Source organism: Actinobaculum sp. oral taxon 183 str. F0552, from assembly GCF_000466165.1.
Taxonomy (GTDB): domain Bacteria; phylum Actinomycetota; class Actinomycetes; order Actinomycetales; family Actinomycetaceae; genus Peptidiphaga.
In genome coordinates this window covers 94,016-116,569 of the sequence record NZ_KE951417.1, presented here as the reverse complement: position 1 = coordinate 116,569, position 22,554 = coordinate 94,016, and the positions used below count along the sequence as shown (strand labels likewise).

Here is a 22,554-nt window from a genome sequence, read left to right as displayed (position 1 = left end):
TTCCTGTCTCTCCCGTGCTGTTTGGCGCGGACTGTTCGACGTGAGGGCTCTTCGATGAGGCGGCGGGTCTGTCCGCATAGTGGATCCAGCATGTGAGACGTTCGGGGAGGGCGGAGCATGTCCGTGCGCGGCCGCCGGCTGCGCAGGCAGGAGGACGGATATGACCACACCCTCGGGTCCGGGGCTGCACCGGGCCGACTTCGAGCACGACGCCTGCGGCGTCGCCTTCGTGGCGGATCTCCACGGCGTGCAGAGCCGCGGCATCGTCGACATGGCGATCGCCGCGCTGGAGAACCTCGACCATCGCGGCGCCGTCGGCGCCGAGGAGAACTCGGGCGACGGCGCGGGGATCCTCGTCCAGGTGCCCGACGCCTTCCTGCGCGCTTCGGTCCCCTTCGAGCTTCCGCGTGCGGGCGCGTACGCCGTGGGCACGGCCTTCCTGCCGGGAGTCGGCGAGCGCGGCCAGGCCGTGCGCGCCATCGAGGAGATCGTCGCGGACGAAGGCCTCCGCGTTCTGGGATGGCGCACCGTGCCCGTCGACCCGTCGGCGATCGGGCCCACGGCGCTGGCCTCCATGCCGACGTTCCGCCAGCTGTTCGTCGGCGACCCGTCGGGGCGCGAGGGTCTGGACCTGGAGCGCGCGGTCTACCGTGTGCGCAAGCGCGCGGAGATCGGCGGCACGTACTTCGCCTCGCTGTCCTCGCGGACCCTCCTGTACAAGGGGATGCTCACCACGATGCAGCTCGAGCCCTTCTTCCCCGATCTCTCCGATCCTCGGCTGGCCTCCGCCTTGGCCATCGTGCACTCGCGCTTCTCCACCAACACGTTCCCTTCGTGGCAGCTCGCCCAGCCCTTCCGCATGGTCGCCCACAACGGCGAGATCAACACCGTGCGAGGCAACCGCAACTGGATGGCCGCCCGCGAGGGCAGCCTGCGCTCTGAGGCCCTGGGGGACATGGCCGACCTGGCCCCCGTCAACCTCGCCGCCTCCGATTCGGCGAGTTTCGACGAAGTCCTGGAGCTGCTGCACCTGGCGGGAAGGAGCCTTCCCCACGCCGCCCGCATGATGATCCCGGAGGCGTGGGAGGGGAACGAGACGATGGACCCGCGCCTGCGGGCGTTCTACGAGTACCACTCCCACCTCATGGAGCCGTGGGACGGCCCCGCCTCCATAACCTTCACCGACGGCACGCGGATCGGCGCGATCCTCGATCGCAATGGACTGCGCCCGGGGCGCTTCTGGGTGGTCGACGACGGGACCGTCGTGCTCGCCTCCGAGTCGGGCGTGCTCGACTTCCCGGCCGAACGCGTCGTGCGCAAGGGGAGGTTGCAGCCGGGCAGGATGCTCCTCGTCGACCTGGCCGAGCATCGGATCGTCGAAGACGAGGAGGTCAAGCGCACTCTCGCGGCCGCCGCCCCCTACCGGCGATGGCTTGAGGACAACGTCGTCCGGCTCTCCGACCTGCCCGAGCGCGAGCACATCGATTATTCGCAGACTTCGATCACGCGGCGCCACCAGGTTTTCGGGTACACGAACGAGGAGCTCGACGTCGTCCTCAAGCCGATGGCCCGGGATGGGGCCGAGGCGAAGGGGGCGATGGGCACCGACACCCCCGTCGCCGTGCTCTCCGAGCGTCCTCGCCTGATCTTCGACTATTTCAGCCAACAGTTCGCCCAGGTGACGAATCCGCCCCTCGACGCCATCCGCGAGGAGCTCGTCACCTCCCTGGCCTCGAGCGCGGGAGGCGAACCGAACCTCCTGGAGGAGACGCCGGAGCACGCGCGCAAGCTCGTCGTCGACTTCCCCGTCGTCACCAGCGACGACCTCGCCAAGATCCGGACGATCGGACGCTACCCCGAGCAGGGCAGGGGGCTGTCGAGCGTCCTCGTCTCCGGGCTCTACCGGGTCTCGGGCGGTCAGGCCTCGCTGCGCAGGCGGATCGGGGAGATCTGCGGCGAGGTCGACCGCGCGATCGAACGGGGAGCGTCCTTCGTCATCCTGTCCGACCGGAATTCGACCGCCGAGCGCGGCCCCATCCCCTCGCTTCTGCTGACTTCGGCGGTGCATCACCACCTCCTGCGCCGCCACACCCGCACGAGGGTCTCCATCTTCGTCGAGGCCGGCGACGTGCGCGAAGTCCACCATGTGGCGCTGCTCGTCGGCTACGGGGCCACCGCCGTCAACCCCTACCTGGCCTTGGAGACCGTGGAGAACATGGCGCGCAGCGGGGAGATCGCCGTGACGCCCGAGCAGGCGTCGCGCAACCTCATCGCGGCGCTCGGGCACGGGCTGCTCAAAGTCATGTCGAAGATGGGGATCTCCACGGTCGCCTCCTACCGCGGGGCGCAGGTCTTCCAGTGCCTGGGCCTGTCGCAGGCGCTCATCGACGAGTTCTTCACCGGGACGGCCAGCCCGCTCGGCGGCGCCGGGCTCGACGTCATCGCCTCCGAGGTCGCCGAACGCCACGCCGTCGCCTACCCTCCCTCGGGGATCTCGCCCGCCCACCGCACGCTGCAGACGGGAGGCGAGTACCAGTGGCGCAGGGAGGGCGAACAGCACCTGTTCGACCCCGAGGCGATCTTCTTCCTCCAGCATTCGACCCGCACACAGGACTACGAGGAATTCAAGCGCTTCAGCGCGAGGATCGACGAGCAGGCCGAGCGCCTCATGACCCTTCGCGGCCTGTTCAGGCTGAAGACGGGCGAGTTCGATCCCGTCCCCGTCGAGGAGGTCGAATCCGCCGAGTCGATCATGCGGCGCTTCTCCACGGGGGCGATGTCCTACGGCTCGATCTCCGCCGAAGCCCACGAAACCCTCGCCAGGGCGATGAACGCCATCCACGCCAAGTCCAACACCGGCGAGGGAGGCGAGCGGCCCGACAGGCTGTACGATCCGACCAGGCGCAGCTCCGTCAAACAAGTCGCCTCCGGGCGCTTCGGCGTGACGAGCGAATACCTCGTGGGCGCCGACGACATCCAGATCAAGATGGCCCAGGGCGCCAAGCCCGGCGAAGGAGGCCAGCTTCCCGCCGCCAAGGTCTATCCGTGGATCGCCGAGGTGCGCCACTCCACGCCGGGCGTCGAACTCATCTCCCCGCCGCCGCATCACGACGTCTACTCGATCGAGGACCTCGCCCAGCTCATCCACGACTTGAAGAGCGCCAACCCGAAGGCCCGCATCCACGTCAAGCTCGTCTCCGAAGTCGGAGTCGGCACGGTCGCCGCGGGCGTTTCGAAGGCCCACGCCGACGTCGTCCTCGTCTCGGGTCACGACGGCGGAACGGGCGCGGCTCCGCTGACGTCCATCAAGCACGCGGGCGGGCCGTGGGAGCTCGGCCTGGCCGAGACGCAGCAGACCCTCCTGCTCAACGGTCTGCGCGACCGCATCGTCGTCCAGACGGACGGGCAGTTGAAGACCGGCCGCGACGTCGTCGTCGCCGCACTGCTCGGCGCGGAGGAATACGGCTTCGCAACCGCCCCGCTGGTGGTGTCCGGCTGCGTGATGATGAGGGTGTGCCACAAGGACACCTGCCCCGTGGGGATCGCCACGCAGAACCCGGAGTTGCGCGGGCGGTTCTCCGGCAGACCCGAGCACGTCGTCGCCTACTTCCGCTACGTTGCGCGACAGGTGCGGGAGATCCTGGCCGGTCTCGGCCTGCGCAGCCTGGAGGAGGCCGTCGGCCGCGTCGAGCTGCTGGACACCGTGCGCGCCGTCGAGCACTGGAAGAGCCGCGGGCTGGACCTCTCGCCCGTCCTCGCCGCGCCCGACCCCGCACGAAGCGCTTCCGCGCGCCGTTGCACCGTCGGCCAGGACCACGGGTTGGAGCGCTCCCTCGACCGCACCCTCATCGACTTGAGCCGGCGAGCCCTGGAGCACGGCGAACCCGTGACCGCCGACCTGCCCGTGTACAACGTCAACCGAAGCGTGGGAACCATGCTCGGCTACGAGGTGACGAAGCGGTACCGGGGCGAAGGCCTTCCCGAGGGGACCATCGACATCACGCTCCGCGGTTCGGCGGGGCAGTCCTTGGGCGCGATGCTCCCCGGGGGCGTCACCCTGCGCCTCGTCGGCGACGTCAACGACTACGTGGGCAAATCGCTGTCGGGCGGCGTGATCTCCGTGCGCCCCGAGGAGGGCGCCGCCTTCGAGGCCGGGTCGAACGTCATCGCGGGCAACGTCATCGGGTACGGGGCGACCTCCGGGCGGATCTACCTCGCCGGGCAGGCGGGCGAGCGCTTCGCCGTGCGCAATTCCGGCGCGACGCTCGTCGCCGAGGGCGCGGGGGACCACTGCGCCGAGTACATGACCGGCGGGATCGTGGTCGTCCTCGGCCCGACGGGCCGGAACTTCGGAGCGGGGATGTCCGGGGGCGTCGCCTACGTCCTGGACTTCGACCCGTCCACGCTCAGCGCCTCCGCCAGGCTCCTGGCCGGCCCCGTCGACGCGCACGACGAGGAGCTGCTCGCCGTCCTCGAAGAGCACGTCGCCCGCACCGGCTCGACGACGGCCGCGGGCATTCTGGCCTCGCGGGACCTCTCGCGCTTCACGAAACTCGTCCCCGAGGCCTTCGCGCGCATGCGCGCGGCCCTCGACGCCGCCCAGGCGGAGGGCCTGGACGTCAAGAACCCTGCAGTCTGGAATCAAGTGTTGGAGGTAAGCCGTGGCTGATCCGAGGGGCTTTCTGACCTACCGCAGCCGGGAGCTGCCCGCCGAGCGGCCCGTGGAGGTGCGCATCCGCGACTGGAAGGAGATCCGCGACAGCCGCGCGGACGGCTCCGCGCTCCTGAAGCGCCAAGCATCCCGGTGCATGGACTGCGGCGTGCCCTTCTGCCACTTCTCCTGCCCCCTCGGCAACCTCATCCCCGAATGGAACGACCTCACGCGGCGCGACCGGCTGCCCGAGGCGATCGAACGCCTCCACGCGACCAACAACTTCCCCGACTTCACGGGAAGGCTCTGCCCGGCGCCCTGCGAATCGGGCTGCGTCCTGGGCGTCAACCAAGAGCCCGTGACCATCGAGCAGATCGAATACTCGATCGTCGAGGCGGCCTGGGACGCCGGGCTGATAGAGCCGAGGATCCCGCAGTTCCTGACGGGCCGCACGGTCGCGGTCGTCGGCTCCGGCCCGGCCGGGCTCGCAGCCGCCCAGCAGCTGACGCGCGCCGGGCACACGGTCGCCGTGTACGAGAAGTCGGACGAGCCCGGCGGCCTCCTGCGCTACGGGATCCCCGGATTCAAGCTCGAGAAGAGAGTCGTGGACAGGCGGCTGGCCCAGATGAGGGCGGAGGGGACCCGCTTCTACACGGGAGTGGAGGTCGGAGCGGACGCCAACGGCGCGAAGGAGCTCCTCCAACGCTACGACGCGCTCGTCCTGGCCGTGGGGACCCCGATCCCACGCGATCTGCCCGTCGATGGCCGCGACTTGGAGGGGATCCACCCGGCCGTGGACTTCCTCGCCCAGGCCACGCGGCGCGTCAGCGGGCTTCCGGCCGACGCCTCCGTCGACGCGCACGGCAAGGACGTCGTCGTCATCGGGGGAGGGGACACCGGGTCGGACTGCGTGGGGACCGCGCTGCGCCAGGGCGCGCGCTCGGTGACCTCGTTGGAGATCGCCCCCCGGCCGCCCGTTGAGCGGCCGGCGTCCTGGCCGTGGCCGACTTTCCCCAGGCTCTTCAAAGTCTCGAGCTCCCACGAGGAGGGCGGCGAGGTCCTCTACTCCACGTCCACGGTCGAGTTCGTCTCGGACGGAAGCGCCGGAGGGCGACGCCTCAGCCACCTGCGCATCGCGGGCGTCGAGTTCGACGGCGGCCGCCCCGTCCCGATCCCCGGGACCGAGCGCCTCATCCCCGCCCAGCTCGCCCTGCTCGCCATGGGCTTCGTCGGCGTGCCCTCCCGGGGGATCCCGGATCAGCTCGGCCTGGAGGTCGACTCCAGGGCGCGCATCTCGCGCAACGAGGACTTCTCGACGCCGGTGCCGGGGGTCTTCGTCGCCGGTGACGCGGGGCGGGGACAGTCGCTCGTCGTGTGGGCGATCGCGGAGGGGCGCGGCGCCGCGGCGTCCGTGGACGCGTATCTGCGCGGGGCGAGTTCCCTGCCCTCTCCGGTGAAATCCGGTGATGTATCACTCACCCCGTGAGTGTTTCCGTAGCCAAAGAGGGTACGCTCGGGTAATCTATTTCTATGCGTAGAGCGAAGATTGTATGCACCCTCGGACCTGCGACTCAGACGCAGGAACAGATCCTCGCCCTCGCGCAAGCGGGAATGAACGTCGCACGCATCAATGCCTCCCACGGCACCCATGCGGAGCACACGGAACGCATCGCTCGCGTGCGCAAGGCCGCCGAGATCACCGGGCAGGCGATCGCCGTCCTCGTCGACCTCCAGGGGCCCAAGATCCGCCTCGGCCGCTTCGAGGACGGACCCCATTACCTGGACGTCGGCGACGTCTTCACCATCACGGTCGACGACGTGCCCGGGACGAAGGAACTCGTGTCGACGACCTACAAGGGGCTCCCCGGCGACTGCCGTCCCGGCGACACGCTTCTCATCGACGACGGCAAGGTCGCCGTTCGCGTGCTCGAGGCCGACGACACGTCCGTCCGGACCGTCGTCGAGATCCCCGGAGAGGTCTCCAACAACAAGGGCGTCAACCTCCCCGGCGTCGCCGTGTCGGTCCCCGCGCTGTCGGAGAAGGACCGGGAGGACCTCGAATGGGGGCTGGAGGTCGGGGCCGACTTCATCGCCCTGTCCTTCGTCCGCTCTCCCGAGGACATCAAGGACGTTCACGAGATCATGGACCGAGTCGGGATCCACCGCCCGGTCATCGCGAAGATCGAGAAGCCCCAGGCGGTCGAGAACCTGGAGGACATCGTCCGGTCCTTCGACGGACTGATGGTGGCCCGCGGGGATCTCGGAGTCGAGATGCCGCTCGAGCAGATCCCCCTCATACAGAAGCGCGCGATCAACATCGCCCGTCAGCGCGCCAAGCCCGTCATCGTGGCGACGCAGGTCCTCGAGTCGATGATCGAGAACCCCCGTCCGACCCGCGCCGAGGCGTCGGACTGCGCGAACGCCATCATCGACGGCGCCGACGCGGTCATGCTCTCGGGCGAGACGTCGGTGGGGGCCTATCCGATCGAATGCGTCCAGGTGATGTCTTCGATCGTCGAGTACGCCGAAGAGCACGGCATGGAGCAGATCCCGGTCCTCGGAAACCTCCACAAGACCCGCAACGGGGTCATGACCCGCGGCGCGGTGGAGATCGGCGAGGCCCTGGGCGTCAAGGACCTCGTGGTGTTCACGGAGACGGGGCAGACAGCCCGGCGCATGTCGCGTCTGCGGGCGCGGCTGCCGATCCTGTGCTTCACACCCGACCCGCAGGTTCGCAACCAGCTCGCCCTGTCGTGGGGCCTGACCACGTTCACGGTTCCGCACGTCAAGCACACCGACGACATGGTCGCCCAGGTCGACCACCTTCTGCGCGAGATGGGCATGTCGGTGGACGGCGATCGCATCGTCGTCGTCGCGGGCATGCCGGCTGGCGTGCCCGGTTCGACGAATACGATCCGCGTCCATAAAATGGGTGAGACGCTTCCGCGTCACACGTGAAGAAGCGGCTCCCGTGGTGGAACTGGCAGACACACCGCACTCAAAATGCGGCGCCTCGGGCATGCGGGTTCGAATCCCGCCGGGAGCACCAAAAGCGGTTTACCCTGCGCGCCTCGGATTCGTCTGCGCGTCTGCTCCCCACCGGCGTGAAGAAGGCCGATTGGGGAAAACACGCACACAATCCGAGTGGCATTGTTAAAATCGACATTGTCAAAGCGTTCACCGGTATTGTCGAAGGAGACATAGGAATGGCAGACGACGAGGCGAAGCCTCCGGCAGCCCCAACGGAAACGGCCACCCGCGAGACGAGGGGACATCGCGTCCTCGTCGTCGAGGACGAGGCGCTCATTCGGCTGGACATCGTCGAGACGCTCGAAGACGCGGGCTACAACGTGGTCGGCCAGGCGGGCGACGGCGAGAAGGCCGTCGAGCTCGCCGACGAGCTCGGTCCGGATCTCATCGTGATGGACGTGAAGATGCCCGGCATGGACGGCATCACCGCAGCCGAGCGCATCCTGGGCGACCGTCGCTGCGCGGTCGTCATGCTCACGGCCTTCTCGCAGAGCGAGCTGGTCGAGAGGGCTCGGGACGCGGGCGCCATGGCCTACGTCGTCAAACCCTTCAGCCCCGCGGACCTCGTGCCCGCGGTGGAGATCGCCCTGTCGAGGAACCAGGAGATCAAGGCTCTGGAGAAGGAGGTCTCCAACCTCACCGAGCAGTTCGAGACCCGCAAGCGGGTCGACCGCGCCAAAGGGCTCCTCGAGGCCAAGATGGGCCTGACCGAACCCGAGGCGTTCAGGTGGATCCAGAAGACCTCGATGGACCGGCGTCTGACGATGCGCGAGGTGGCCGACGCCGTCATCGAGCAGGTGGGCAGCCAGCGCTGACGCAGCGGGCGATCGCCGCCCCGCGATCCCGGCGCCGCCGTGGCGTAGGCTTGAGGCGTGGACGATCAGACCCTCCTCCTCATCGACGGGCACTCGCTGGCCTTTCGCGCGTTCTACGCCTTGAAGGCGGAGAACTTCGTGACGCTCGGCGGCCAGCACACGAACGCCGTCTCGGGATTCCTCTCGACGTACCTGCGGCTGTACGGCGAGCACGAGCCCACCCACGTCGCGGTCGCCTTCGACCTGCCAGGGGGGACGTTCCGCACCCGCAGGTACCCGGAGTACAAGGGGGGGCGCGCGGACACGCCCGTCGAGTTCGCCGGGCAGATTGAACTCATCCAGGCCTCCCTCGATGCTATGGGCGTGGCGTGGCTGACGCTTGCGGACTTCGAGGCCGACGACATCATCGCGACGCTGGCCAGGCGCGGTCAGGAACTGGGCATGCGCGTGCTCATCGCGTCGGGCGACAAGGACTCCTTCCAGCTCGTCACCGACCGCTGCACGGTCCTGTATCCGATGCCCCGCTCGCAGATGCAGACCCTGGACCCGGAGGGCGTGCGCGCCAAGACGGGCGTCGGGCCCGAACGCTACCAGGACTTGGCCGCGCTCGTCGGAGAGGGGGCCGACAACCTCCCGGGCGTCCCGGGGGTCGGCCCGAAGACGGCGGTCAAATGGCTCACCGCCTACGGCGACCTGGAGGGGATCCTCGGGCACGCCGAATCCATCAAGGGGAAGGCCGGCGAATCCCTCCGCGCCCACGTCGCCCAGGTGCGTCTGAACCGGGAGCTCAACACCCTGGTGGCCGACCTCGACATCATGGACGACGTGGAGGAGCTCAGACCCCGCGGGGTCGAACGCGAGGCGCTGCACGAGCTCTTCGACACGCTCGAGTTCCGCAGCCTGCGTTCGCGGATTCTCGACGAACTGCCCATGCGCGACGGCGATGCGCGCAATGCGCCGGACGCGCTGCTCGGCCGCGTCGAGGCGGTCTCCGGCGACCTGGGGGAGTGGCTCGGCTCGCACCCGTCTCCGCTGTTCGGCCTTCACCTGGCCGACGTCCAGGCGCTCAGGGCCACCGGGGCTGGCGGGACGCTCGCCATCGCCTCCGACGCCTCCCACGCGTGGGTGGGCGACCTCGACGGGCTCGACGCCGCCGACCGCGCGGCGCTCGTCGGCTTCCTCTACGACGCCGAGGTCCCGAAGACCCTCCACGGCGCCAAGGACTGCGGCCACGCGCTCTCGGCGGCGGGCCTGGGCCTGGAGGGCGTCACGGCCGACACGATGCTCTCGGCCTATCTGCTCCACCCGGACCAGCGCGACTACGACCTGTCCGATCTGAGCGTGCGCTACCTGGGAGTCGATCTGGAGGCGGCAGGCGAAGGGGAGGACACGCTCTTCGACGACGACGCCCGGGAGACGCGGGCGCGCAAGGCGGCGGCTCTCATCCCGCTGTCGGCGGCCATGGACGAACAGCTGGCCGAACAGGGCGAGGACGGAGCGCTCATCGGTTTGGAGCTGGCCGTCTCGCGCACGCTGGAGGACATGGAGGACGTGGGGATCGCCGTCGACGTGCGGGTTCTGAAGAAGCTCGAGGAGGACTTCGACGCACGCGTCCAGGCGGCCGCCGGAGCCGCGTACGAAGCCATAGGGCGCGAGGTCAACCTGTCCAGCCCCAAGCAGCTCCAGGACGTCCTCTTCGACCAGCTCGCCCTGCCCAAGACGAAGAAGACGAAGTCCGGGTACACGACGAACGCCGAGGCCCTCGCCGATCTGGCCGCGTCCATCGCCTTCCGCGAGGACGACCGCGCGATCGCGGGGCAGCGGTTCCTCGGCTCCCTCCTCGAGCACCGCGACGCCATCAAACTCCGCCAGTCGGTGGAGGGCCTGCGCAAGAGCGTCCGGGACGGGCGGATCCATACGACCTACCAGCAGACCGTGGCCGCCACCGGACGGCTCTCGTCGACCGATCCCAACCTGCAGAACATCCACGCGCGCACCTCCGAAGGGCTGCAGATCCGGGAGGCCTTCGTGCCGGGCGCCGATTTCGAGGCGCTCATGACGGCCGACTACTCCCAGATCGAGATGCGCCTCATGGCGGCGATGTCGGGCGACCAGGCCCTCATCGAGGCCTTCCGCCAGGGGGCCGACCTCCACACCTACGCGGCCTCCCGGGTCTTCGGCATCCCCGAGGACGCGGTGACGCCCGGCCAGCGCTCGAAGATCAAAGCGATGAGCTACGGCTTGGCCTACGGGCTGTCGGCCTACGGGCTGTCCAGGCAGCTGCGCATCGCCGTCGCCGAAGCCCAGCGCCTCATGGACGACTACTTCACGCGCTTCGGCGAAGTCCGCGCCTATCTCGACTCGCTGGTCGCCGCCGCCCGCCGGGACGGCTACACGCAGACCATACTGGGGCGCCGGCGCTACCTGCCCGACCTCAACTCGACGAACCGTCTGGCCCGCGAGGCCGCCGAGCGCATGGCGCTCAACGCCCCGATCCAGGGATCGGCCGCCGACATCGTCAAACTCGCCATGGTCCAGGTCGCCTCGTCCCTGGCGTCCGCGGGTCTGCGTTCCAGAGTGCTCCTCCAGGTCCACGACGAGCTCGTCGTGGAGGTGGCCCCAGGGGAGCGGGAGCGGGTCGAGGAGATCGTTCACCGCGACATGACCGGCGCCGCCGAGCTGTCCGTTCCCCTGTCGGTCGCCATCGGCTTCGGTGCGACCTGGCGCGCCGCCGCGCATTGAGGCCTCCGGGCCCTCGACCGGAGACGGTCGAACGCGGGGGCACATTAGCGCGATAAAAGGCTTGCGTCAAGACTTCCGATCCCGTAGGATCGGTGCCCGGTGCGGGTTTTTACATTCGCATTGTCCCTGTCCATATCTCTACAACTGTCCGTATCGGAGTCATTTCTTCATGACCGTTAATAACCCAACCCCGTCACTCCCACAGGTCGCCGTCAACGACATCGGCACCGAGGAAGAGCTCATCGCAGCGGTGGATCAGACCATCAAATACTTCAATGACGGGGATATCATCGAGGGCACCGTCGTCAAGGTGGATCATGACGAGGTTCTTCTCGACGTGGGCTACAAGACGGAAGGCGTCATCCCCTCCAAAGAGCTCTCCATCAAACACGACATCAACCCCGATGATGTCGTGGGGGTCGGAGACCAGGTCGAAGCCCTCGTCCTGCAGAAGGAGGACAAGGAAGGCCGCCTGCTCCTGTCGAAGAAGCGCGCACAGTACGAACGCGCATGGTCGCAGATCGAGGGGATCAAGGAGGCGGACGGCGTCGTCACCGGAACGGTCATCGAGGTCGTCAAGGGCGGCCTCATCCTCGACATCGGCCTGCGCGGATTCCTGCCCGCCTCGCTCGTCGAAATGCGTCGCGTCCGCGATCTCCAGCCCTACATCGGCCGGGAGCTCGACGCCAAGATCATCGAACTCGACAAGAACCGCAACAACGTAGTCCTCTCCCGACGCTCCTGGCTGGAGGAGACCCAGTCCCAGGCTCGCGGCGAATTCCTCACCAACCTCAAGAAGGGGCAGGTCCGCGACGGCGTCATCTCCTCCATCGTCAACTTCGGCGCCTTCGTCGACCTCGGCGGAGTCGACGGCCTCGTCCACGTCTCCGAGCTGTCCTGGAAGCACATCGACCACCCCTCGGAGGTCGTCGAAGTCGGCCAGAAGGTCACCGTCGAAGTCCTCGACGTCGACATGGACCGCGAACGCGTCTCACTGTCGCTCAAGGCGACCCAGGAGGATCCGTGGCAGACGTTCGCGCGGACGCACGCCATCGGCCAGATCGTCCCCGGCAAGGTCACCAAGCTCGTTCCGTTCGGCGCGTTCGTCCGCGTCGAGGACGGGATCGAGGGCCTCGTCCACATCTCCGAGCTCGCCCAGCGTCACGTGGATCTGCCCGAACAGGTCGTCAAGGTCGGCGAGGACGCCTTCGTCAAGGTGATCGACATCGACCTGGAGCGCCGCCGCATCTCCCTCTCCCTCAAGCAGGCCAACGAGGGCGTCGATCCCAACTCCGAGGACTTCGACGCCTCCCTCTACGGCATGGCCGCCGAGTACGACGAAGAGGGCAACTACAAGTACCCCGAGGGATTCGACCCGGAGACCAACGAATGGATGGAGGGCTTCGAGGCTCAGCGCGAGGCCTGGGAGAACGAGTACGCCGCCGCTCAGGCGCGCTGGGAAGCGCACAAGGCCCAGGTGGCCAAGGCCCTCGACGCCGACTCAGCCGGCGCCCCCTCCTCCGACGGCGCATCCGATGCGTCCTCCTCGTATTCGTCGGGTTCCCAGGCGGCGGGAACGCTCGCCTCCGACGAGGCGCTGGCCGCCCTACGTGAGAAGCTGACGAACAACTGACCGACGAACACGCCAGCGGGCCCGGGTTCACACCCGGGCCCGCTCTTCTCAGCGCCTGGACCGACCGGGGATGGGGGATTGTTCCCCTTCGAAAACGCGGCCGGGGTGTCGGTTTCGGGAATGCGGCATGCTAATCTCATTCCCGTGAGGCCGCCATCCACCCCGATGGCGTATCCGCCGGGCTGGTCCTCGAGTCGGGTACGTCGCGCCGACGGCGGCCGGCTTTCCGGGAACCGCGTCGCCACGGTGGCCACGAGCGGGAGGAATCCCGCTCCGGGCGGCCGTTCCCCCCGGAGGGTCCGGAACCCGGCGTTCCGAGCCCTCCGCACAACAGACGTGCAGGCCCCGCCCCTGGTAGCGCGAACTTTTGGCGGGGCCTGCACCCCTACTGCATATACTTTCACACATCACCCAGTGAAAGCATGCGTTTTCACCATAAGGTGCGATTTCACTATACGGACTTCCCCTTCGTGGAACCCGAGCGAGGGTTCCGCCTCTGCGCCGCAGCCAATACACCACCACCCCCGTTGGCTCGGCGCTCAAGTCCGGATTCTCAAGGGATTCGGACGTGTCGGGGCCTGCAAACAACCGCAACACACCCCCGCAGGCCCCGACACCCAAACCGCGTCTCCGGCCGGGGAGGAGGCGTGCGCCGTCGCACGCGAGATCGAGTGTCGCGCGGCCTCGCGGAGGGCCCCTGCGAGGCCGGTTGAAGGAGACCCCGGGAACACCGCCGTCGGCGGGTGCGGCTCGTGCTGACGGTGGCGCTGACGGGGGGCATCGGCTCGGGGAAGTCGAGCGCCGCGCGCATTCTGGAGGACTGCGGGGCCGGCGTCCTCAGCCTCGACGACATCGCCCGCTCCGTCCTGGAACCCGGCCGGGAGGCCGTCGCCGAGGTCGCCGGGCTGTGGCCCGGCGTCGTCCGGGACGGGACGGTCGACCGCCGCGCGCTGGCGGACGTCGTGTTCGCCGACCCCGTTGCCCTGGAAAGGCTCAACGGCATCGTCCATCCGCCCACGTGGCGCGAGGCCCGCCGACGGCTGGCCGGACTGGAGGCCGCGGGATGCGAGGCGGCCGTCGTCGAACTCGCCCTGCTCGCGGGAAGCGGCCGGGAGGACGCCTTCCACGGCAACGTCGTCGTCGAGGCTCCGTTCGGCCTGCGCATCGACAGGCTGGAGAGGCATCGGGGGATGAGCCGCGAGGCGGCGGCGGCTCGCATGGCCAGCCAGCGCGACCCGCTGCCCTTGGCCGACCTCGTCGTCAACAACGGCGGCTCGCCCGCCGAGCTCCAGCGGCGGGTGCGCGACGCATGGCGGGACTGGCTGCGCCCCTACGCCTCGAACCTCCTCCGGGGCGAGCGGACGCGCGGAGACGACCGGCGTCCGAGCCGGCACGAGCTCGGCCGGGCCGTCGCCCGGCTCAACTATTGGGGGGTGGGCGCCCGTCGGCGCGGCGACGGGATCGTCGCGCCCGCGCCCGTCGATCGGAAGGCCGTGCTGCGCGCCGGCTTCGTCCCCGCGGCGGAGGGCCCGGCGGCCTTCGTCTCGGCCAACCCGGCCTGCCGCATCGAGCTCTCGACGGTCCGCGACGGAGCCATGGGGTAGCCTGGCAGCATGAGCAGCCAGACCGAGATCCTCCGAACGGACGCTCCCTTCCGGGTGGTCTCCCAGTACACGCCGTCGGGTGACCAGCCCGCCGCGATAGCCGAACTGGCCGAGCGCATCGACGCGGGGGAGAAGGACGTGGTCCTCCTCGGCGCGACGGGCACGGGCAAGTCGGCCACCGCCGCCTGGCTGATCGAACGGGTTCAGCGCCCCACCCTCGTCATCGAGCCGAACAAGACGCTGGCCGCCCAGATGGCCACCGAGTTCCGCGAGCTCATGCCGGACAACGCGGTCGAGTACTTCGTCTCCTACTACGACTACTACCAGCCGGAGGCGTACGTCCCGCAGACGGACACCTTCATCGAGAAGGACTCGTCCATCAACGACGAAGTCGAACGCCTCCGCCACTCCGCGACCAACTCGCTGCTGACCAGGCGCGACACCGTCGTCGTCGCGTCCGTCTCCTGCATCTACGGCCTGGGCACGCCCGAGGAGTACGTGGAGCGGATGGTCCTGCTGCGCGTCGGCCAGCGGCTCGACCGCGACGACCTCCTGCGGACCTTCGTCGGCATGCAGTACGTGCGCAACGACATCTCCTTCGTCCGCGGGACGTTCCGGGTCAGGGGGGACACCGTCGAGATCATCCCCGTCTACGAGGAGCTGGCGATCCGCATCGAGTTCTTCGGGGACGAGATCGACTCCATCAGCCTCCTCCACCCCGTGACGGGCACCGTCATCCGCCGGACGGAGACCGCCCACGTCTTCCCGGCCTCGCACTACGTGGCGGGCCCCGAGCGCATGGCGCGCGCCTTGACGGGGATCGAGGACGAACTGGCGGAGAGGCTGGAGGCGCTGCGAGCGCAAGGCAAGCTCCTGGAGGCCCAGCGCCTTCAGATGCGCACGACCTACGACGTGGAGATGATGCGCAACATCGGCTCCTGCGCGGGGATCGAGAACTATTCGCGGCACATCGACGGGCGCGGGCCGGGCACGCCGCCGCACACCCTACTCGACTACTTCCCCGAGGACTTCCTCCTGATCGTCGACGAGTCCCACGTGACGGTCCCCCAGATCGGGGCCATGTTTGAGGGCGACGCCTCCCGCAAGCGCACGCTCGTCGAATACGGGTTCCGCCTGCCCTCCGCCCTGGACAACCGGCCGCTGACGTGGGACGAATTCCTGGAGCGCGTCGGCCAATCCGTCTACCTGTCGGCGACACCCGGGAAGTACGAACTCGAGCACTCCGACGGGGTCGTCGAGCAGATCATCCGGCCGACCGGCCTCGTCGACCCCCTCGTGGTCGTCAAACCGACCGAGGGGCAGATCGACGACCTGCTCGGGCAGATCAAGGACCGAGTGGAGCGCGACGAGCGCGTGCTCGTGACCACCCTGACGAAGAAGATGGCCGAGGACCTCACCGACTACCTGGCCGAACGCGGCGTCAAGGTCGAATACCTCCACTCCGACGTCGACACGCTACGCCGGGTCGAGCTGCTGCGCGAGCTCAGGCTCGGCTCCTTCGACGTGCTCGTCGGCATCAACCTGCTGCGCGAGGGCCTGGACCTTCCCGAGGTCTCGCTCGTGGCCATCCTCGACGCCGACAAGCAGGGCTTCCTCCGTTCGACGACGTCCCTCATCCAGACCATCGGGCGCGCCGCCCGCAACGTCTCCGGCGAAGTCCACATGTACGCCGACTCGATCAGCTCCAACATGCGCGAGGCCATCGACGAGACCAACCGCAGGCGCGCCAAGCAGATCGCCTTCAACGAGGAGCACGGGATCGACCCGCAGCCGCTGCGCAAGAAGATCGCGGACGTCACCGACATGCTCGCCCGCGAGGACGTCGACACCGCCGAGCTCCTGGAGGGTGGATACCGCCAGGAGAAGGGGGCGGGCGTGCGCGAGCGGGCCCGGGACGAGGGCGGCCGCGACCTCGTGGCGCTCATCGAGGAGCTCACGGACCTCATGCACGAGGCCGCCTCCTCCCTGAAGTTCGAGCTCGCCGCCCGCTACCGGGACGAGATCAAGGGCCTCAAGAGCGAACTGTGGCATTCCCAGCAAGCCCAGAAGTAGCCTGACCCCGATCGCGATCCGCGCCGCCCCGGCTGTGCCGCTGCGTATCGAATCCCACAGGCCGGAGCCGGGCGTCCGAGAGCGGAGACGGCGACGGTCCCGTAGAATCGGCGACGGAGGGGAGTATTCCCACCCAACATCGGTTCGTCATCACGGAAAGCTCCCGGGCCGAGGCCAGCGATGGCGGGAAGAGACCTCCGGTGGCCCACGACGACCGGAGGAATGCGGACGCGATGCTCTCTTCTCTCATGCTCAACGCCCCCAAGGACAATACGCTCGACATGCAGGTGCACATGTGGGAGTGGAGCGTCTTCGGCGCGCTCGTCGTCGGGCTGATCGGAATGGATCTCATGATCCACCTGCGCAGGCCCCACGAGCCGACCATGAGGGAGTGCACCCGCTGGCTCGTCTTCTACGTCAGCCTGGCGGCGCTCTTCGGCCTGTACACGACGGTCAGGCACTCGCCCCACTTCGCCTACGAATACTTCTCGGCCTACTTCACGGAGTATTCGCTGTCCATCGACAACATCTTCATCTTCATCATCATCATCGCCTCGTTCCGCGTGCCCCGCAAACACCAGCAGAAGGTGCTTCTGTGGGGGATCGTCATCGCCCTGGCCCTCCGCCTGATCTTCATCCTGCTGGGCGCCGCGCTCCTGGAGAGCTTCTCGGGGCTCTTCTTCCTCTTCGCGGCCTTCCTCCTGTGGACCGCGTGGAGCCAGGCGCGCCAGGGACTCCAGGACCCGGCGGAGCACCAGGAGGACGAGGAGTACAAACCCAACGGCTTCGTGCGGGCCGCGGAGAGGATATTCAGGGTCACCGACGGGTTCGTCGGCGACAGGATGGTGGTCCGCCGCAACCGCCGGACGTACGTCACGCCGTTCTTCCTGTGCATCGTCTCCATCGGATCGGCCGACCTCATGTTCGCGCTCGACTCGATACCCGCCTCCTTCGGCCTGACGGGCCAGCCCTTCATCATCTTCGCGGCGAACGCCTTCGCCCTCATGGGCCTGCGCCAGCTGTTCTTCCTCGTCGGCGGCCTGCTCCAACGCCTTGTCTATCTGCACTACGGCTTGGCGGCCATCCTGGGGTTCATCGGCGTGAAGCTCCTCGTCGAGGCATGCCACGGCCAAGGATGGCTCCGAAGCGTCCCCGAGATCGAGCCTCTGACGTCCCTGGGGGTCATCGTCGTGGTCCTGACCGTCACGGTGGCCGCCTCGCTCGCCGCCTCCCGGCGTCGCGACAAACGGGGGACGGCCCGGCCGGAGGCTGGAGGCGACGGACAGCCCTGAGGGCGGGTCACTCCGGGCTCGACGGCGATCCGCGGACGCTCGGCGGGCGTGCCGAGCGTCCGCGCGTGGCCTCAGCGGCTCACTGCCAGGGGCCGATGACAGGCTTCCACACGCGGGCCGTGCGGTTCTCGATCACGCCGAGCCTGAGGAAGGGGTCCCCGGCCAGCGCGCCGAGGCCGTCTTCGGGGCCGTCCGCCCTGACCACCAGGAGGGCGCCGTTCGATCCGAGCGGGCCCGAGGCCAGTAGCCTGCCCGCTTCGTACAGCTCGCGCAGATGGGCGCGGTGGAGGGGACGGTTCTCGGCGATGACGTCGGCCTTCGAGTCGTCGTAGACGTATTCGACTGCGATGATGGACATGCCACCAGCCTAGCGCCGCGACGGGGCGCCGGCGGCTCGGAGCCTGCGGTCCGAGGCCCCGAGCCCGTTCTGTGATGAACCAGCCTGCCAAGACACATGGCACTTTCCTCTTCTCCACGTAGAATATCGGCCGTGAAAGATCGAATCCTTGTTCAAGGGGCTCGCGAGCACAATCTCAAAGACATCACCATCGAGCTGCCTCGCGACCGGATGATCGTCTTCACGGGTCTGTCCGGCTCGGGGAAGTCCTCGCTGGCCTTCGACACGATCTTCGCAGAGGGCCAGCGCCGGTACGTCGAGTCCCTGAGCTCCTACGCCCGCCAGTTCCTCGGCCAGATGGACAAGCCGGACGTCGACCTCATCGAGGGGCTCTCACCCGCCGTCTCGATCGACCAGAAGTCCACCAACCGCAATCCCCGCTCGACCGTCGGCACGGTCACCGAGGTCTACGACTACCTTCGCCTCCTGTTCGCCCGCGCAGGCGTCCAATACTGCCCCGTGTGCGACGAGAGGATCCAGGCGCAGACCGCCCAGCAGATAGTCGACAGGGTGCTCTCCCTGGAGGAGGGGACCCGGTTCCAGGTGCTGGCCCCCGTGGTCCGCGGCAGGAAGGGCGAGTACTCCGAGCTGTTCGCCCAACTCGCCTCCGAGGGCTTCACCAGGGCGAGGGTGGACGGCGACGTCGTCCGCCTCGACGACCCGCCGCGCCTGGAGAAGAAGCTGCGCCACGACGTCGACGTCGTGGTCGACCGCCTGGTGGTCCGCGACGGCATCGGCTCGCGCCTCAACGACTCGGTGGAGACCGCTCTGCGCCTGGCCGACGGCCTCGTGACCATCGAGCGGGTCGACCTGGAGGCCGACGACCCGGCCCGGGAGCGCCGTTACTCCGAGAGGAGGTCCTGCCCCAACGACCATCCCCTCGCCCTGGAGGAGATCGAGCCGCGCACCTTCTCCTTCAACGCCCCCTACGGCGCCTGCCCGGAATGCGACGGCATCGGCTCGCGGCTGGTGGTCGATCCCGAACTCGTCGTCCCGGACCCGGCGCTGACCCTCCGCGAGGGGGCCGTCGCCCCGTGGACCAGCCACCAGGACTTCTTCACCCGTCAGCTCGAGAGCCTGGGGGAGGACCTCGGCTTCGACGTCGACACCCCGTGGAAGGACCTCCCCGAGCCGGCCCGCGAGGCCATCCTCTCCGGCAAGGACTACAAGGTGCGCGTGACCTACCGGAATCGCTGGGGCAAGGAGCGGACCTACGGGACGGGCTTCGAGGGCGTGCTCTCCTACGTCATGCGCAAGCACGACGAAACCGAATCCGACTGGTCGCGCGAACGCTACGAAGGATACATGCGCACCATCGCCTGTCCGGCCTGCAAGGGGGCGCGCCTGCGCCCCGAAGTCCTCGCGGTGCGCATCGACGGGCGCAACATCGACGACGTCTGCCAGCTGTCGATCGCCGAAGCCAAGGAGTTCGCCGACACCGTCAGGCTCACCGAACGCCAGGCCCAGATCGCCGCGCAGGTCCTCAAGGAGGTCAGGCTCCGCCTGGGGTTCCTCGTGGACGTCGGGCTCACCTACCTGTCGCTGGCCCGCGGCGCCGCCACCCTCTCGGGCGGGGAGGCCCAACGCATCCGACTCGCCACGCAGATAGGGTCGGGGCTCGTCGGCGTCCTCTACGTGCTCGACGAGCCCTCCATCGGCCTGCACCAGCGCGACAACGCCCGGCTCATCGCGACGCTGACGAAGCTGCGGGACCTGGGCAACACGCTGATCGTCGTCGAACACGACGAGGAGACCATCCGGATGGCCGACTGGGTCGTGGACATCGGCCCGGGAGCGGGCGAGCTCGGCGGCGAAGTCGTCTACTCGGGCCCGGGCGAGGGCCTGGCCGACTGCGCCGAGTCCGTCACCGGGCAGTACCTGGCCGGCGAGAGGTCCATCGCCGTGCCCGCCGGGCGGCGCACCCCGGACGAGGCGCGTCGCCTGACAGTCCTCGGCGCCCGCGAGAACAACCTGAAGGACATCCGCGTCGACTTCCCGCTCTCGTGCCTCATCGCGGTCACGGGGGTGTCGGGGTCCGGGAAGTCCACGCTGGTCAACCAGATCCTCTACGAAGCCCTGGCCAGGAAGCTCAACGGCGCGCACACCGTCCCCGGACGGCACACGTCCGTGACGGGCGCGGACGGGCTCGACAAGGTCGTCCACGTCGACCAGTCGCCCATCGGGCGCACGCCGCGCTCCAACCCCGCCACGTACACGGGCGTGTGGGACAAGGTTCGCTCGCTCTTCGCCCAGACCGCAGAGGCCAAGGTGCGCGGGTACGGCCCCGGCCGATTCTCCTTCAACGTCAAGGGAGGCCGGTGCGAGGCCTGCCGGGGGGACGGGACGATCAAGATCGAGATGAACTTCCTGCCCGACGTCTACGTCCCCTGCGAGGTCTGCCAGGGCGCGCGATACAACCGCGAGACCCTCGAAGTCTCCTACAACGGCAAGAACGTGCGGGACGTCCTGAGCATGACGATCCACGAGGCCCGCGAGTTCTTCGAACCGATCGGCTCGATCACCCGCCATCTGGCCACCCTCGAATCCGTGGGCCTCGGCTACGTCCAGCTGGGCCAGAGCGCCACGACGCTCTCGGGCGGGGAGGCCCAGCGGGTCAAACTCGCCTCCGAGCTGCACCGGCGCTCCTCGGGGCGCACGGTCTACATCCTCGACGAGCCGACCACGGGCCTGCACTTCGAGGACGTGCGCAAACTCCTGGCCGTGCTCCAGTCGCTCGTGGACAAGGGCAACACGGTGATCGTCATCGAGCACAACCTCGACGTCATCAAGTCCGCCGACTGGATCGTCGACATGGGGCCGGAAGGCGGATCGGGCGGAGGGCTGGTCGTCGCCGAGGGGACCCCCGAGCAGGTCGCCGAGGCCGAGGGCTCCCACACCGGGCGGTTCCTCGCGCCGCTGCTCAGGCAGCCGCTGTTGAGACGATAGGCCGATGGCGGACCCCGCGAGCTATCGTCCGGCCCCCGGTGCGATCCCCACCGACCCGGGCGTCTACCGCTTCGTCGACGGCGAGGGGCGGGTCCTCTACGTCGGCAAGGCGAAGAGCCTGCGGGCGCGCCTGTCGAGCTACTTCCAGGACCCCGGGGCGCTCTCGCCGCGCATCCGGCAGATGGTCCACACGGCGGAGGGCGTCGAATGGGTCGTGGTGGGCTCCGAGGTCGAGGCCCTGACGCTGGAGTATTCGTGGATCAAGGAGTACACGCCCCGCTTCAACGTGGTCTTCCGCGACAACAAGTCCTACCCCTACCTGGCGATCTCGGTCTCCGAGGAGTTCCCGAGGGTGTGGGTCACGCGGCAGGAGCACCGCCGAGGGACCCGCTACCTGGGGCCGTACACGAAGGTCTGGGCGATCCGCGACACCCTCGACCAACTCCTGACCGTCTTCCCCATGCGATCCTGCGCCAAGACGCAGTTCAACCAGTCGCAGCGAACGGGCCGGCCCTGCCTGTACGGGCATATCGGACGCTGCGCGGCGCCGTGCGTGGGGCGGATCGACGCGGCCGGGCACCGCGACATCGTCGACGGGCTCATCCGGTTCATGGAGGGCGACAACGGCCCGGCCATCGCCGAGCGGAAGAGGGCGATGGCCCAGGCCGCCGCGAACGAGGAGTACGAGACCGCCGCCCGGTACCGCGACGAGATCGCTGCCCTGGAGGCCGTCAACGAACGCAACGCCGTGGTCTTCTCCGAGGACCTCGACGCCGACGTCTTCGGCGTGGCCTTCGACGAGCTCGAGGCCTCCGTCCAGGTGTTCTACGTGCGGGGAGGCCGCATCAGGGGCCAGCAGGCCTGGATCTCCGACGAGATCGCCGGGCTGGACGCGGCCGAGATCGTCTCCTTCCTCCTCCTCCAGGTCTACGGCTCGGTGCAGCCCGGCCGCCCGCCGGCGGCCCGGGAGGGGTCGCGCAGCGTCGACGACCGCGCCCACACGCCTCTGGGGGCGATCCCCTCGCAGATCTGGGTTCCGGCCCTGCCCGGGGACCGCCTCCAGCTGGAGGCCTGGCTGGCGGAGCGGCGCGGGGGGGCCGTGCGCTTGAAGAACCCCCGGCGGGGGGACAAGGCCAGGCTCGCCGAAACCGTCCGGCTCAACGCCGTCCAGGCCCTCCAACGCCACAAGCTCGCCCGGGCCGGGGACATCACCGTGCGGTCGCAGGGCCTCGAGGAGCTCAGGCTCGCCCTGGATCTGGAGCGCGCCCCGCTGCGCATCGAGTGCTACGACGTGTCCCACACGCAGGGCACCCACCAGGTCGCATCGATGGTGGTCTTCGAGGACGGCCTGGCCAAGAAGCCGGACTACCG

Annotated in this window: 12 protein-coding genes and 1 tRNA gene; 12 read left to right on the top strand and 1 reads right to left on the bottom strand. The window is 68.8% G+C overall.

The annotated features are described in order from the left end of the window. Positions 1–160: 160 nt before the first annotated feature. From gltB to HMPREF0043_RS03825, 10 genes are all read left to right on the top strand, one after another. Positions 161–4,669 carry a glutamate synthase large subunit gene (gene gltB / locus HMPREF0043_RS03870; protein WP_021601567.1) on the top strand — a complete coding sequence of 1,503 codons (4,509 nt, stop codon included), beginning with the start codon at positions 161–163 and terminating at the stop codon, positions 4,667–4,669. Further along, complete coding sequence (locus HMPREF0043_RS03865) at positions 4,662–6,137, top strand: glutamate synthase subunit beta (RefSeq protein WP_021601566.1); 1,476 nt, start codon at positions 4,662–4,664, stop codon at positions 6,135–6,137. Before gltB ends, HMPREF0043_RS03865 begins: the two co-directional genes overlap by 8 nt. A 44-nt stretch (positions 6,138–6,181) precedes the next feature. Then, entirely contained in the window at positions 6,182–7,609 is a 1,428-nt protein-coding gene (gene pyk, locus HMPREF0043_RS03860) for a pyruvate kinase (RefSeq protein ID WP_021601565.1), read from the top strand. Positions 7,610–7,616: 7 nt separating this feature from the next. Then, positions 7,617–7,700: transfer RNA gene (locus HMPREF0043_RS03855), tRNA-Leu, on the top strand. A 157-nt stretch (positions 7,701–7,857) separates the two neighbouring features. Further along, positions 7,858–8,496: an ANTAR domain-containing response regulator gene (locus HMPREF0043_RS03850; RefSeq protein ID WP_021601564.1), complete on the top strand. Its 639-nt coding sequence runs from the start codon at positions 7,858–7,860 to the stop codon at positions 8,494–8,496. Between the two features lie 57 nt (positions 8,497–8,553). Beyond that, entirely contained in the window at positions 8,554–11,238 is a 2,685-nt protein-coding gene (gene polA / locus HMPREF0043_RS03845) for a DNA polymerase I (protein ID WP_021601563.1), read from the top strand. Positions 11,239–11,407: 169 nt separating this feature from the next. After that, positions 11,408–12,871 carry a 30S ribosomal protein S1 gene (gene rpsA / locus HMPREF0043_RS03840; RefSeq protein ID WP_021601562.1) on the top strand — a complete coding sequence of 488 codons (1,464 nt, stop codon included), beginning with the start codon at positions 11,408–11,410 and terminating at the stop codon, positions 12,869–12,871. A 743-nt stretch (positions 12,872–13,614) separates the two neighbouring features. Next, positions 13,615–14,475: a dephospho-CoA kinase gene (coaE, locus tag HMPREF0043_RS03835; RefSeq protein ID WP_021601560.1), complete on the top strand. Its 861-nt coding sequence runs from the start codon at positions 13,615–13,617 to the stop codon at positions 14,473–14,475. A gap of 9 nt (positions 14,476–14,484) precedes the next feature. Further along, a complete protein-coding gene (gene uvrB, locus HMPREF0043_RS03830; protein ID WP_021601559.1) occupies positions 14,485–16,548 on the top strand; it encodes an excinuclease ABC subunit UvrB in 2,064 nt (687 codons plus the stop codon). Between the two features lie 281 nt (positions 16,549–16,829). Then, positions 16,830–17,840: a TerC/Alx family metal homeostasis membrane protein gene (locus tag HMPREF0043_RS03825; RefSeq protein ID WP_040317804.1), complete on the top strand. Its 1,011-nt coding sequence runs from the start codon at positions 16,830–16,832 to the stop codon at positions 17,838–17,840. Between the two features lie 79 nt (positions 17,841–17,919). On the opposite strand, the gene HMPREF0043_RS03820 is transcribed toward HMPREF0043_RS03825, so the two are convergent. Next, positions 17,920–18,198, bottom strand: a complete 279-nt coding sequence (locus HMPREF0043_RS03820) for a YciI family protein (RefSeq protein WP_021601557.1) — start codon at positions 18,196–18,198, stop codon at positions 17,920–17,922. 132 nt (positions 18,199–18,330) lie between these two features. Between HMPREF0043_RS03820 and uvrA the strand changes: the two genes are divergently transcribed. Both uvrA and uvrC read left to right on the top strand, forming a co-directional pair. Continuing rightward, positions 18,331–21,183: an excinuclease ABC subunit UvrA gene (uvrA, locus tag HMPREF0043_RS03815; RefSeq protein ID WP_040317782.1), complete on the top strand. Its 2,853-nt coding sequence runs from the start codon at positions 18,331–18,333 to the stop codon at positions 21,181–21,183. A 4-nt stretch (positions 21,184–21,187) separates the two neighbouring features. Next, on the top strand, positions 21,188–22,554 hold a 1,367-nt coding region (uvrC, locus tag HMPREF0043_RS11685), incomplete at its 3' end, for an excinuclease ABC subunit UvrC (protein ID WP_021601555.1).